This window comes from Microbacterium oleivorans NBRC 103075 (genome assembly GCF_001552475.1).
Classification (GTDB): domain Bacteria; phylum Actinomycetota; class Actinomycetes; order Actinomycetales; family Microbacteriaceae; genus Microbacterium; species Microbacterium oleivorans.
On sequence record NZ_BCRG01000003.1, the window covers coordinates 235,163 to 249,784 of the forward strand.

8 protein-coding genes are annotated in these 14,622 nt (G+C 70.5%); 1 reads left to right on the plus strand and 7 read right to left on the minus strand.

Annotated elements, in window-relative coordinates:
* Positions 1–26: 26 nt before the first annotated feature.
* The 4 genes from MO1_RS05545 to MO1_RS05560 are packed head-to-tail and all read right to left on the minus strand — an operon-like array spanning position 27 to position 9,837.
* Positions 27–5,960 (minus strand): Ig-like domain-containing protein, encoded by a 5,934-nt coding sequence (locus tag MO1_RS05545; RefSeq protein WP_060915436.1) that lies wholly within the window; start codon positions 5,958–5,960, stop codon positions 27–29.
* On the minus strand, positions 5,961–7,118 hold the full coding sequence (locus MO1_RS05550) for a serine/threonine-protein kinase (protein WP_060915437.1): 1,158 nt from the start codon (positions 7,116–7,118) through the stop codon (positions 5,961–5,963).
* Positions 7,115–8,218: an FHA domain-containing protein gene (locus tag MO1_RS05555; RefSeq protein WP_036312180.1), complete on the minus strand. Its 1,104-nt coding sequence runs from the start codon at positions 8,216–8,218 to the stop codon at positions 7,115–7,117. Before MO1_RS05555 ends, MO1_RS05550 begins: the two co-directional genes overlap by 4 nt.
* A 26-nt stretch (positions 8,219–8,244) precedes the next feature.
* Positions 8,245–9,837, minus strand: coding sequence for a dolichyl-phosphate-mannose--protein mannosyltransferase (locus MO1_RS05560; protein ID WP_060915438.1), 1,593 nt, complete (start codon positions 9,835–9,837; stop codon positions 8,245–8,247).
* 23 nt (positions 9,838–9,860) lie between these two features.
* Here MO1_RS05560 and rsmI point away from each other — a divergent pair, with 23 nt between their 5' ends.
* Positions 9,861–10,691, plus strand: a complete 831-nt coding sequence (gene rsmI, locus MO1_RS05565; RefSeq protein WP_060915439.1) for a 16S rRNA (cytidine(1402)-2'-O)-methyltransferase — start codon at positions 9,861–9,863, stop codon at positions 10,689–10,691.
* Here the strand turns inward: rsmI and MO1_RS05570 are convergent.
* From MO1_RS05570 to MO1_RS05580, 3 genes are all read right to left on the minus strand, one after another.
* A complete protein-coding gene (locus MO1_RS05570) occupies positions 10,681–11,610 on the minus strand; it encodes a sugar ABC transporter permease (RefSeq protein ID WP_036312186.1) in 930 nt (309 codons plus the stop codon). The two genes, rsmI and MO1_RS05570, sit on opposite strands and share 11 nt — an antisense overlap.
* On the minus strand, positions 11,610–13,217 hold the full coding sequence (locus MO1_RS05575; RefSeq protein ID WP_036312188.1) for an ABC transporter permease subunit: 1,608 nt from the start codon (positions 13,215–13,217) through the stop codon (positions 11,610–11,612). The genes MO1_RS05570 and MO1_RS05575 overlap by 1 nt, the downstream gene beginning before the upstream one ends.
* 67 nt (positions 13,218–13,284) lie before the next feature.
* Positions 13,285–14,532: a sugar ABC transporter substrate-binding protein gene (locus MO1_RS05580; RefSeq protein WP_060915440.1), complete on the minus strand. Its 1,248-nt coding sequence runs from the start codon at positions 14,530–14,532 to the stop codon at positions 13,285–13,287.
* Positions 14,533–14,622 lie beyond the last annotated feature (90 nt).

Consider the following 14,622-nt stretch of genomic DNA (forward strand, 5'->3'; position numbering starts at 1 on the left):
GCGGGTGCTCCGTGCGTGCGAGACGCTCACGGCGCCGGCGGCGTGGTGTCGGGGGCCTCGGGCTCGGGATCCGGCTCGGGCACGATCTGCTCGCAGTCGACTCCGACCGTCACGGACTGGAGTTCTTTCAGCGCGCCCCGCCAGCTGAGCGTGTAGTCGACGCGCAGCGGACCGAGTTCTCCGTCGGTCACATCCTTGCGGACGCCCGCGACGTCGGCGCCGATTCCGCGCGGGAACCAGTCCCGGACGGCCTCGTCGGACCGGCACGACGGCACGTCGTCGGTGGCGACGTAGACCGGCCAGTCGGCACTGCCGCGTGCCGCCACGATCGGAGTGGGGTCGGAGCATTCGCTGTCGAAACCGAGGAAGGTGTCGCACCACACGGCGCTCCACCGGTCGCCCGGTGCGTTGACGCGGGGGACGAAGGAGTCGGCGGGGGACCCGTTGAGCCGGTATCGCAGACGTGCGCCGTCGAACGGTGGCGCGCCCGGATCGCTGTGACCGCTGGCGGCGTAGGTGAACCCGGAGCCCTGGTCGCCGACGGGGGTGGATGCCACGGAGTAGGTGAGCTCTCCGGGCGCCGCGACGTTGCCGGTCGGGCGCGCGGTGATCTGGTCCGACGTGACCCCGAAGCCTGCTGCGCCGCTGTAGGTGCTCGTGACGCAGACGAACACGGTCTTCTGCAGGAACGCGGCGGCGGGGAAGGTCCGGCGCGACTCCCGGGTGTCGGGCGTGCACGTGGCCGCCGACGTCTCGCTGTAGCCGTAGAGCGTTTCGGTTCCGGAGCTCTCGCCCGTCACCCGCACCGCCACCGTCATCGTGTCCGACGTGGTCGAAGCGGAGAGCTCGACGGCCGGAGCGCCCACGCCGTGCGCGCGGAGATCGATCGATCGGCCCTCCGTGGAGCCACCCGCGATCGGGGGGAGCTCGAACTCGGTGAGCGGCGTCGCGGTCAGCACCGTGGGCTCGTTCGCCCCGACGCGGTATCCCGGGAAGGTCGCGGTACCCCCGCTGACCGGCTGGGTCGCGCTGCCGGCGACACCGCCGGAGAGCCGGACGCTCCCGGTCGTGTCGTCGAGCCCGGTCACGGTGACCGTCGCGACTCCGCCGTCGCGCCCGTTCGGGACAGGGACGAAATCCGCACCGGCGGGACGGGAGGGCGGACGGTACGCCCACGCCTCGGTGCGGACCGCGCCGCGCGAGGTGCCGACGTCGTTGAGCGCGCGCGCTTCGTACACGCGCTGCTCGCCTACCGGGGCGGTGATCGGTGCGCACACACCCGACGCGGGACACGTCGCGATCTCGCGCCCGCCCGTCGTGATCCGGTACCCCTGGACCGTCGGGTACGAACGGGCATCCGACATCACGCGGAGCGACACGGAGCTGTCCGTGTAAGAGGTCCATTCGAGGCGCGTCGGGTTGGCGGGGAGCCCGCGCAGGTCGAGGACGATCGACCCATTGCGGTCGCCGCTGGACTGCCGACCCTGGGCGTCCTCGACGACGAATGTTCCCGCGCAGCGCGCAGCACCTTCCGAGTCAGCGCTCCAGCTGGCGCGTACGGCGCTGTCGCCCGCCGGGGAGAAGCGGACGCCCTCGCAGTTGCCGGCGCTCGCCGCTGCAACGACGCGCAGCGCCGTGCTGGGGAGCGGATTGACCTCGCCCTCCACTCCGACGACGTCGATCGTGCAGGAGGACTGACCGTCGGACTGCGAACACGTCTTCACCGCCGAGCCGCCGCGGGGAAGCGTCGACGGGGAGGGACCCACCGTGAGGACGAGGGACGCCGCCGACGCGTCGGGATGGCTCGGGAGCGATATGGTCACCTCGTCCTCGCGTCCCGGCCGAGCGGCATCCCGCGCGGTCACCGTCACGACGGAGCCCTTCGCGGTCACGTCGAACTGATCGCCGGAGTACGCGACGTCGAAGCGGAGGGCGCCCTCGTCGGCGACGCCCGCCCAGCGGACCATGCGTGTCAGGTCGTAGGTCTGTGTCTGCCCCGGACGGACGCCGAGAGAGGCGCTCCGGAGGGACGGCTGCGGGGTTTCGGCCTCGACCTGGACGGGGAGGGTGAGGATCGTGGGGGCGTCCTGTCCGGCGAGCCGCGCGGCGACGATGCATGCATCGCTCCAAGGTGCGCCGCGCCCCGCCGTATAGCGGATGACGGTGCCCGACACGACGCGGCAGGAGGCATCCTCTCGCGCACCGCCCGCCTTGGTGCCGGTGCCGTCGAGGACGAGCACAGCGCCCGCGGGGAGGACCACGAGGTTGCCGAGGTCCGCCTCCACGGCCTCGCCCTCCTTCACGCGGAGCGGCTCGATGCCGGCGCGGAGGGTGAGGCGGGTCTCCTGCGTCCCCGGGACGCGGAGGAACCCGTACGTCGTCACCTCGGCGCCGTCGTAGCCGGTACCGGTCACTTCGAACGGGATCAGCCGGCTCTGCTCGGGGAGAGCGCCGGCGATCTTCCATCCCGAGACTCGAAGCCCGTCGGGGTCGCCCCACAGGCGGAGCGTGAGTGTCGACGGGTCGCCGCCGTTCCACGCGACCCGGCCGCTCAGCACGTCGACGCCGCTCGGGAACCGGTCGCGGTCCTCGAGGGTCAGGACGGTGTCGGAGACCACGGGGTGGTCGGGCACGGGATCGCGGACGACCTTGACGACGAGGAGGCCGATCGCGGTGTCGCCGTCCTCGTTGGCGACGGCGTACGAGTACGAGAACGTGCCGAGCGCGGTACCCGCCACGACCCTCACCGCGCCGTCGTCGACGGTGATGCGGTCCGCGAGCGCCGCGTACTCGGGACTGTCCTCGGGGGCGTTCGGGGTGACGTCGGTGAGCTCCAGAGGGCTGCCGAACGGGTCGACGTCGTTGTCGGCGGGCCGGACGACGACGGTGCTGTCGACGCCGGCCTGCACCTGCACGTAGTCGCTGAACGTCACCGGGCTCGGGTCGCTCTGTCGGGCGATGACGCCGATGCGCACCTCGCCGGCGCCCGTCCGGCCGCGGGCATCCTTCACCTGATACCCGAAGCGCACCTGACCGGACGTGCCCTCGCTGCTGGAGTAGACGATCGACTGGCCGTCCGCCGAGATCGTCGCCGACCCCTGGGCGGGTTGCGACGTGATGGTGTCGAGCGTGACGTCGTCGCCATCGGGGTCTACGGCGAAACGGTCGAAGCCGATCGTGATGGCCTGACCTGCGACGACGCGTCCGACGAGCGTGCGGGGGACCGGGTCGCGGTTGTCGTCGCCGCTCGTGACGGTCACGCTCACGCGCGCGGTGTCGACCACCTCGGGGAAGCCCAACCGGTAGATCGTGTACGTCAGGGCGTACGTGCCCGCGTCGCGCGGGGCCAGGTAGCGGAGCGTCCGGCCCGAGGCGAACGCGAGCCCGCCGCCCGTCTCGTTCACGATCGAGGACGGATCGATGGCGATGAGCGCTCCCGCGGGGGCGTGATCGTTGTCGAGGACCGGGATGTCGACCTGAGTGCCGCCGCGGACGGTCACCGCGTCGTCGACCGCGATGGGCTGCTCCGCCGAGCCGGCCGGAAGAAGGATGACGGTGAGCTCACCCTCCGCCGTCGGGCCGTCCTGCCCGCCGTCGGTCAGCCGGTAGCGCACGACCCCGAGGCGCCCTGGGGCGCCGTCGTCTGTCGTCCCGCTCACGCGCAGCAGGCTCTGCCCGACGAGGTCGACACTCAGCGACGCGGTCGGGTCGCTGTCGGGTCGGATGTCCTCGAGGAGCAGCACGACCCCGGCGGGGTTCGCGGCGGCCGAGGCGACGTCGATCGTCGCATCCTCGCCGGGGCGGACGAACGCGGTCAGGGGCGGGGTGGTCACGACCGTGTCGGCCGGTTCGCGGACGGTCACGCGCGCGATGGCGGATGCCTCGGCGACCCCGTCGCGCACCGAATACTGCACGACGTACGAGCCGGCCTCCCGTGCCTCGAAGCTCATCCGGAGTGCCGAGGCGTTGGGGGTGACGGTGGCGCGGTCGGCGTCGAGCGCGACGAGGGAGCCGAGGGTGAGTGGTCCCGCCGCTCCCGTGACGTAGGGGGTGAGGTCGACGTCGAGCGGCTCGCCGGCCACGCCCGTCACGGCGAAGGACTCGGCTTGGAGGTCGGGCGCGGGTGTGACCTGCACCGTCACGGCCTGCGTCGTCGTCTTGCCCCGCGCATCGGACACCACGACGGAGATCGGGACGCTGGCAGCCTCGGTCGCACTCGGATCGGGATGCTGGTAGCTGAACTCACCCTCGGGCGAGGTCGTCGCGGTCCCGATCGAGGGGGCGCCGTCGATGCCTGCGAGATAGACGGGGTCACCGTCGGGGTCGACCCAGCCGCGCAGGAGGTCCGCCGACACCGTGCCGCCGGGGGCGACCGAGAGCGTGGGCCACGTGGCGAGGCATCCGGGGACGCCGCACCATACCGGGGCCGAGTTGTCCTCCTCCGGGACGACGCGGACGGTCACGGTCGCGTGCTCCGAGAGGCGGCCGCCGGTAGACGTGCCGTCGGTGACGCGATAGCGGAACGTCGTTGTGCCCGTCGCATCGGGGGCGACGTTCACGGCGATCTGCTGCTCGGCGCCGGTCACGGTCGCGGTTCCGAAGGCGGCATCCACCCCGTCGAAACCGGCGACGTCGATGCTGAGGACGTCCTCGTTCGGGTCGTAGTCGTTGAGGAGGACGGGCAGGAGCGCCACGGAACCGGCACGCACCCCGAACTCGTCGTCGACGGCGACGGGAGGCTTCGGGTCGAGTACCCGTTCGACGACGTCGTCGTCGTTGGGCGCGGCCTCGCTCGTGTCCTCGAGGCGCCACTGCTGCGACGACGGGATGAGCGCGCCGTCGGGAACGCGCCACACCCAGCCCGACCCTCGGTCGTTGAGCGCGAGGCGCGAGCCGTTGCCGACGAAGACCGGATCGACGCCGTCGCCGATGTCCGCGCCCGCGTAGTCCAGCGGGGTCTGTTCAGTCGGTCGGCTACTCGACCAGAGGGCGCCGCCACCGGTGCCGTCACCGAGCCAGGCAGCGTGAACGGTGCCGCCCTCCGCCACGGGCACGGCGGGCGCGCCGAGACCGGGGGAGTCGAGCGGTCGTTCGGCGCCGCCGGAATCGAGGGGAACCCGGGTGATGCCCGCGGGATCGGCGATGACCACACCGTCGCCTCCCGTCGCGGCGCGCTGGAGGAGCGCGCCCGTCACGGGTGTCGTCGGCACGATGTCGTCGCGGCCCTGGATCGCGATGTCGCCCGTCGTGACGTCGTAGAGGACCCACCGACCGGCGACCGCACTGAGCTGCGCGTCTGCCGGTCCGATGGGGGTCTCCTCCCGATCGAGGACGCGACCCGTGGCGGCTTCGGCTCGGACGACCACCTTCTCGACGGCGGAGTAGGCGTAGGCGATGCCGTTCGCATCGACGGCGACGGCCGAAGCCACGAACCGCGGGGCCTCCTCGTCGGCGGCGCGGTCGATCTCGGCGTAGGGATCGATGGGTGAGGCGGCGCCGCCGCTGGAGAGGGTGGCGCCGAAGACCCCGCCACCCTCGGTGCGGTAGACGATCGCGTCGCCGGCCGTGACGATCTCGACGGTTCCCGCCGGAGTGGGAGCCGAGGAGTCCTCTTCCTCACCGGTGAGGTCAGCAGGCTGGGCGAGGTCGACATCGGAGAAGGCCGAGCCGCCTTCGCTGAACACGAACAACCTGTCGGAGGTCTGCGCGACCTGGGTGCCGTTGACGACCTGCTTGACGGTGTCGATCTCGCCGAGATCCAGGTTGACGCGGGCGTAGCCGCTTCCCGCGCCGGTCTGCAGCGCCCACACGGTCGGGTCCTCGACGGGCGTCTGCTGCGCGTCGTACCCCGGCCAGACGACGGCCAGGGTCGCGACGACGGCGATGACCGCGGTCACCGCGCCGGCACCGATCCATGTCGACCGTCGCACCCGTGGTCGCTCCCCGGTCGTGCGCGCCATTCAGTTCGCCCCGCCGAGAAGGAAGAACGTCGTCGCCGCTCCGGCGAGGGCGACCAGGACGCTCGCTCCCGCGATCAGTGCGATGGCGGTGCTGCGCCGCAACCCGGATGCCGGTTGTGCACCCGCGAGGATCGTTCCCTCGTCGGGGCGTCGAAGCGGTGTCGCCCGGCGACGCTCGGGCCGGGCCGACTCGTAGGCGACCGCGGGGCGGACGGGACCGCGCGGACGGTCATCGCCGAAATCGACGGCCGCACCGGCGGCGGCCCACTCGTCGACCGCGACTTCGAGGGGCGTGTGAGGGACGCCCATACGGTGCTGGATCATCTGCAGATCGTGCGCGAACGCGGCAGCGGAGGGGTGGCGGGCGGACGGATCGCGGCTGAGTGCGCGGGCGAGGACGGCATCCAGCTCCGCCGGCACGTCGGGGCGGCCGATGGGGGTGTACACGGCCTTGCGGATGCGGGCCTTGAGCTGATCGCGGGTGTTCTGCCCGCGACCGGGTCGCTCGAAGGGACTGCGGCCGGCGAGGAGGGAGTAGACCGTGGCGCCCAGGCTCCACACTTCGGCCGCGATCGATCCCGAGATCCGTTCGTCGACGATCTCCGGGGCTGACCAGGGCACCGACATCGCGAAGACCTCTTCGGTGTCGGGGCGCGCCTCGACGGCGGTGGCGATGCCGAAGTCCGACAGGACGGGGGATCCGAAGGCGGTGACCAGGATGTTGGAGGGTTTGATGTCGCGGTGCAGGAGCCCGGCCCGGTGGGCGGTCTCAAGGGCTGACCCGATCTTGACCCCGAGTTGCAGCACCTCGGCGACGGGGATCTCCTCGCGCCGGTACCGGTGGGTGAACGACGTCGGACAGTGTTCCATCACGAGATACGGCCGGCCGTCGGCGGAGACCGACGCCTCGTGGATCGTGATGATCGAGGGGTGCGCACTCAGGCGGGCCATGACATCGGCCTCGGCGTTGAACATGCGGAGCACGTTCTCGTCGACGACGTCTTCCAGGAGCACCTTCACGGCCACGGGGCGGCGGGGCAGGTTCTGTTCGAAGAGGAACACGTCGGCGAAGCCACCCGCGCCGAGCGGGCGGACGTAGGTGAACCCCGAGAGGCCGGGCGGAGTGGAGGGGAGCCGGTTGGACACGGGGTCGGTCACCCCGCCGTCGAGGAGTCGAGCGTGTCGAACACCGCGGTCACGCCGTCACCGAGATCGAGCTCCGTGCCGAGCGGCACGCGCGACGCCGCGCCGCCGCGGAGGAGCGCGGCTGCGCCGGACGGCGGACGGACGATCGTGCCGTTGGTCGAGTCGAGGTCGCGGACGACGAGCGTCTCGCCGTCGAGCGTGGCCTCGAGGTGCGTTCCCGAGATCTCCTTGTGCGGTGAGGAGACCTGCTCGATCCGGGCGCCGGGGTGCTTCCCGGCCCGCGGCCCACGGCCGAGGACCACGGGTCGGTCGAGGGGTACGGTGCGCCCCCCGGGGAGGCGCAGGGCGTAGCTCCTCACGGGCGTCGATCGACGCGACCCGAACAGGGTGCGGTCGTCGGGCACGTCGTGACTCTCGTCCTCGCGGAGGAAGTCGGGCAGTTCGAGCTCATCGTCGTCGTCGAACGGACGGGCGAACAGGCTGCGGTCGACGGAGATGGTCTGGAGGACGTCGATCTCCTCGCCCCGGATGGGCGGAGTCGGCGGGGCGGCGGCGACGGTCGACACGATGGTCGGGACGGCGACCGTCACGGGCGCGAGCGTTCCCGGAGGCTCCTCGCCCTCGGCAGCCGGGGTCACCTCGGCATCGGGTTCTCGTCCCGCCGGGAAGGGGCGTCCCCACGACAGTTCGTCGGCCCGCGTGGCTCCGAGTCCGAGGGGGAGCAGATCGCCGCCGGGGCGACCCGTCCCGAGGAGCAGGCGGATGCCGACGGCCCCCGCGAGCGCGGTCTCGATCCATGTCCGCGCGTCGGCGCCCGACACGCGCGTGCGATCGGACGTCTCGACGATGGCCGCGCCGCGGACAGCCACCCGCACCGGCTGCGTCTCATCGTCGGGGAACTCCGCGACAGCGAAGTCGGGAAGGTCGTGGATGCCGCCCGCCACCAGCACGCTGAGGACGTCTTCGAGCACCGCGGTCTCGGTCGCGGCGGCGTTCCACAGGCGCGCGATCACGCCTTCGGCGACACTCGGTCCGAGCAGGATGGCGAACCGATCGCCGGCGATGGCATACCCCGCCTCGGCGGCGAGCGTCGGGGTGGGGTAGCGGAACACGTGCTCAGCCTAGTGAGCGGTGGTGCTCACACCCATCCGGGCAGCCAGTTGTGCGTCCAGTAGAACTCGTAGGGCACGCTGATGGCGGACCACAGGGGGTACCAGAACACCGAGACGGCGACGATCAGCGCGAGGGCGGCGAGGAGGCTGCGACGTGCCGCGAGGCGGCGGAAAGAGTCGCGGCGACCGGCATCCCACAGCATGCGCAGCGCGAACGTCAGTGCAAGCAGCATGAAGGGGAGGATCAGCACGGTATAAAACTGGAAGATCGTCCGGCTGGGGTAGAACAGCCACGGCACGTAGGTCGAGACCACGGCGACGAGGATGATCGCGGCCCGCCAGTCGCGCGTGCGCACACTCTGCACGGCCAGCCACAGCACGGCGAGGACCCCGAGCCACCACAGGAGCGGATTCGGCATCGAGTAGAGGATCTCGATGCAGCCTCGCACGCTCGCGCAGCCGTCGGTGCCGTCGGCGGTGTTCCCCACGTACATCGAGGTCGGGCGGAGCAGGAGGGGCCACTGCCACGCGGGGCTCGCGTACGGGTGAGACGAGGTGATCTCGGCCGTCGCGGTGTAGATCGTCTCGTGATAGTGCCAGAGGTTCTGAAGCGGGAGCGGAACCCATGACCAGAATCCCTGCGCCGGAGTGCCGTCGACGGCGTGTCGGCCGTATCCACCGTCGCTCGTCAACCAGCCGATCCAGGTCGACAGGTAGACGAGGACGGCGCCAGGCACGAGGAGGACGAATGCGGCCGCGCCTTGACGGACGGCATCCGCCGGCCAGAAGAAAACACCGAGTCGTCGACGCGCGAGGGCGTCGCTGACGACGGCGTACAGGCCGAGAGCGGCGAGCACCCAGGCGCCGGACCACTTCACACCGCACGCCGCGCCGCCCGCGATCCCCGCCGCGAACAGCCACGGCCGGCCCCACAGCACCGGCCCCCACCACGGAGCGCGGCCCGCGGCATCCCGCCGCAGCATCGCCTGCGCGAGGCGGTCGAGGTGTCGCCGTCGATCGAGGAGCGCGAACCACACGGCCAGGAGGACGAAGAAGGTGAGCAGGATGTCGAGGATCGCGACACGGCTCATGACGATCGCGAGGCCGTCGACGGCCATGAGGCCCGCCGCGACCGAGCTGAAGACGATCGACCGGCTCAGCTGCCACGCGATGAGATACAGGACGAGGACCGCGAGAGTGCCGGCGAGCGCCACGGCGAAACGCCACCCGAAGGACGAGGTCGGGCCGAACAGGGCCATCCCCGCACCGATGAGGTATTTCCCGAGAGGAGGGTGCACCGCGAAGCTGGGTTCCCGGTCGTAGATGCCCGTCTCGCCCGCGGCGAAGCGCTGGTCGGCGTCATCGGGCCAGGTGGCGGCGTAGCCGAGGTTCCACTGGCTCCAGGCATCCTTCACGTAGTAGGTCTCGTCGAAGACGATCGCGTGCGGATGCCCGACGTTCCAGAACCGTAGGATGCCGGCGAGGACGGTGACGACCAGGGGCGCGATCCAGGACATCGCGGGGGTCGTGGCGATTCGGGTCCGCAACCCGTCGAGGCGGGCGTCGAGACGGGGACGCGGCGAGACCGCGGGCAGCAGCGGTTCCGCGGTCGAGCTCACGGCGACCAGCCTATGCTGGGGCGGTGCTGATCCTCGCCGCGACCCCGATCGGAAATCTGGGCGACGCGACGGGTCGCCTCCGCACCGCACTCGAAGAGGCGACGATCGTCGCCGCCGAGGACACCCGGACCACCCAGCGCCTGCTGCAGGCACTCGGGATCGCGAACCGGCCCCGGCTCATCGCGCTTCACGACCACAACGAGAAGCAGCGGGCCGCCGAGCTCGTCGCGCTCGCCGCGGAGCAGGATGTGCTCCTGCTGAGCGACGCCGGGATGCCGACGGTCAGCGATCCGGGCTATGCCGTGGTCGCGGAGGCCGTCGAGCGCGGTGTCGACGTGACGGCCCTCCCCGGGCCGAGCGCGGTCATCACCGCTCTCGCTCTCGCAGGTCTGCCCACGGATCGGTTCACGTTCGAGGGCTTCGCCCCCCGGAAAGCGGGCGAGCGCCGGACCGTGTTCGGCGCACTGGCTTCGGAAGCGCGGACGATGGTCTTCTTCGAGGCCCCGTCCCGCCTCGCCGACACGCTCACCGCGATGGCCGAGGCGTTCGGCGCCGATCGCCGCGCCGCCGTCTGCCGTGAGCTCACGAAACTGCACGAGGAGGTCGTCCGCGCGCCTCTCGGTGAGCTCGCGACGTGGGCGGAGGAGGGCGTCCGCGGCGAGATCGTCGTCGTCGTCGAGGGGGCGAGCGTCCGCGCGATCAGCGAAGACGATGCCGTCGCGCAGGTGCAGGCCCTCGTGGCGTCGGGAGTGCGCTTGAAGGATGCCGCGGGTGAGGTCTCGCGAGAGACCGGACTGCCCTCGCGAGACCTCTACCGCGCCGCAGTCGCGGCGAAGAGGCCGCTCAGCCCTTGACGGACCCGGCCGTCAGGCCGCCGACGATGTAGCGCTGCAGCGACAGGAACAGCGCCAGTACCGGGATCGAGGCCAGGATCGCTCCGGCGGCGAACAGACCCCAGTTGCTGGCGAGCTGGTTCGAGACCCACTGGAACATGCCGACCGCGAGGGTCCAGTTGTCCTCGGACACGAGGACGATCTTCGCGATGATGTAATCGCCGAACGCCGCGATGAAGGCGAGGAGGCCGACGACGGCGAGGATCGGGGTCACGAGCGGCATGATGAGTCGCCAGAAGATCTGGGCGTGCGTGGCGCCGTCGATCTTCGCCGACTCGTCGATCTCCATCGGGATCGTGTTGAAGAACCCGTACATGAGGAACGTGTTCACGCCCAGTGCGCCACCGAGGTAGACGCAGATGAGCGCGATCTTGGAGTTGAGCCCGAGGATCGGGAACACCTCGCCGAGGGTCAGCAGCATGAGGAAGATCGCGACGAAGGCGAGCGCCTGCGGGAACATCTGGACGATGAGCAGCGCCGTCAGGCTGATGCGACGTCCCGTGAAGCGGAAGCGGGAGAACGCGTATGCGGCCGCCGCACCCATGAGGACGGCTCCGGCCGCCGAGGCCCCGCCCACGATGAGCGTGTTGCCGTACCAGGCCCAGTAGCTCGTACCCGACAGGGCCGTGTAGTTGCCGATGTCGATGACCGAGAACAGAGCGTTCGCCGCCGACAGGGTGCCGCCCGGGTTGAACGACGCCGACAGGATGTACACGAGCGGGAACATCGCGTAGAAGAGGATGCCCGCGGCCACGAGATACTTCCACCCGACCTCGAGCACCCAGCGCTTGCGCTGCGCGGGACGGAGGGCGGCGGTGCGTGTCACGGAAGAACCGGTCGTGATCGTCGCGGTGGTCGCGGCGGTGGAGGGAGCGGACATCACTGGTACTCCTCGAGCTTCTTGGTCTGACGGAACGCGAGGGCCGATACGACGCCCACGACGATGAACACGAGGATCGACAGGGCGCTGGCAAGGCCGTAGTCGGCTGCGCCGCCCGAGACGCCGGAGATGTCGTAGATCGCCGAGATCAGGATGTCGGTGTACCCGAGTGCGTACGGGGCACCGGGGATGGCCGGGCCGCCGTTGTTGAACATGTAGATGATCGTGAAGTTGTTGAAGCTGAACGCGAACGACGAGATCAGCAGCGGCGCGGTGGAGACCAGCACGAGCGGCAGGATGATCGAGCGGAGCTGGCGGAACCGGCCCGCCCCGTCGATCGACGCCGCTTCGAGCGCGTCCTGGGGGAGCGCCTGCAGCGCGCCGGTGCACACGAGGAAGTAGTACGGGTACGTGAGCCAGACGTTGACGAACAGCACCGCTGCGCGGGCGAGCCACGGATCGCCGAGCCAGTCGATGTTCGCACCGCCGAAGAAGAACTCGTTGATGACGCCGAACTCGGCGTTGAACATGCCGCGGAACAGCAGCGCGGACATGAAGGCCGGGAACGCGTACGGGAGGATGAACAGCGTCCGCAGCACTTTGCGACCGCGCACGCGCGGGTCGTTGAAGATGAGGGCGAACACGAGGCCCATCGCGAACGGGATGAGCACGGACAGGACCGCCCAGACGAAGGTCCACCCCGTCACGAGTCCGAGCGGTTCGAGGATCGCGGGGTTCGTGAACAGCTCGACGAAGTTCGAGAAGCCGACGTTCACGACCCAGCCCGTGGGCAGCGTCGTACCGTCGTCGGCGACGAAGTTGCCGGTGGGGCTCGCGGTGTAGACGAGGCCGGTCGCGCTGTCGGTGATGGTCTGCGACTCGGCATCCCACGTCATCGTCGAGAGGTAGGTTGCGCCGCTCGAGCCGTCGCGGGTGCGGATCGATCCGTCGTTGGGGTCGTCAGAGACCGGCACGCGGAGGTCGATGACTGCTTGCTGCGTCGCCTGGTCGCCGATGATCTGGTTGCGGGGGACGACGTTCCATCCCGGGACCTCGGTCGCGGCACCGGATGCCGGGGCCGGCCCGACCACGCTGAGCGGGTCGTCGGCGGAGCCGGCCAGCAGCTGGCCGTCCTCGACGACGGCGAAGCCGAGGTCGCCACCGCGCTCCACGACGGTGAGGGGGAGGGTGGGCGCGCCTTCGACACGACGCTCGCCCTGAGCGAGCGAGGCGGCGACGGCCTGGTCCTGCGAGCCGATGTGGCCGGCGCCGTAGTTCGTGAAGGCGATGTAGCCGGTGTACAGGAAGATGAACACCTGGAACACGAGCAGGAACGACAGTCCCGGCAGCAGGTACTTCATCGGAAGCGCCCGCTTGGTGAAGTAGACGACGTCGGCGGCGAGGAGCAGCGCCAGGGCGACGCCGAACACGATCCAGGACTCCGCCTGGAACGCGGCGATGATGCCCAGCAGGCCCACCGCGTTGATGAGGCCCATGAGGACCAGCTTGACGAGGAATCCCCAGCCGAGGCCCGACCAGCGTCGGGCGTGCGATTCGGCCGGCGGTGATACCTCATCCGGCAGGGTGGGGCTCTGCAGAGCCGTCATGTCGTCTCCCTCTCGAGGAAAGTGGTCTCCGGGGGCGGGGCGTCGCCGCCCCGCCCCCGGAAGCGTGTCAGCCGATGGTCTTCTCGAGGTCGGCGACCATGGTGGTCCATGTCGCCTTGGGGTCCGCGCCCTTGATGATCTGGACCTGAGCGGCGTTCCAGAGGTCCCAGACGGATCCCATCTGGGGGATGTTCGGCATGGGCACGCCGTTCTGCGACGAGGCGACGAATCCGGCGATCACCGGGTCGGAGGAGACCTCCTCGGCGAGGTCGGACCAGGCCGGGATGCGCGGGTCGGCCTCGTAGAGCGCCTTCTGCGCGTCGTAGGTCGCGAGGTACTTCGTGAGGAACTCCTGCGCGACGAGCGCGTTCTTGCTCTCCGCGCTGATGTAGAAGCCCTGCACGCCGACGAACGGTGATGCCGTCTCGTCACCGGCCGAGGGGATCGGGTTGACCTTGATCTTCGCGCCCTGTGCGGTGAGCGCCTCGACGGCCCACGGGCCCTGGATCGTGTAGGCGGCCTTGCCGGAGGCGAACAGCTCGTTGTTGGTGTCGTAGTCGATCGTGGTCGAGATGTCCCCCGAGCCCTTCTCGCCGTTCGCACTGAGCCATTCGGCGAAGGCGTCGCCGGCCCCGCCGCCCATACCGACCTCTGCCGTGTACGACCCCGAGTCGTCCTGGACGAAGACCGGGGCGCCGAACGAGGTCTGGAACCCGTACATCGTGTACGCGTCACCGGTCTGGCCGGCGGTGTTGATGACGACGGGGCGCTCGGCGCCCGCCTTCTTGGCCGCCGCGATCATGTCGTCCCACGTTGCGGGCGCGTCCTCGCCGACCAAGTCGGTGTTCTGTACGAGGGCGATCGTCTCGAGCGAGTACGGCAGCGCGTAGGTCTGGCCGTCGTAGGTGAACGCGTCGGTGGCGACCTTCTCGAAGTTCGCTGCGGACTCGCCGAGGTCGACGGTGGCCACGACACCTGCTTGAACGAGGCTGCCCAGCCAGTCGTGTGCACCGATCGTGATGTCGGGGCCTTCGCCGGTGGGGACCTGGTTGGTGAAGTCGTTGCGGATGTCCTCGAAGTTCTTCTGGACGAGTTCGATCTTCGCGCCCGTCTCGTCCTCGAAGGTCTTCGCTGCGGCCTCGATCGCGGGCTTGCGGTTCTCGTCGGTCCAGACGGTGAGGGTCACGCCGCTCGCGTCGATCGGAGCCTGCGACTCCGCCGGTGCCGGGGTGGTGGTGCCGCTGCCGCCGGCGCAACCGGCCAGCAGCAGGGAGCCGGCCGCCAGTGCGGCGATGCCGATACCCATCTTGCGCATGGATCTTCCTTCCGGATGTGGTCGATCCGACGGGGCCTCTGTCGAGGTCGCGTCGTCACGACCGGTGTGTGATCGCCGCTGCCGGGTGGC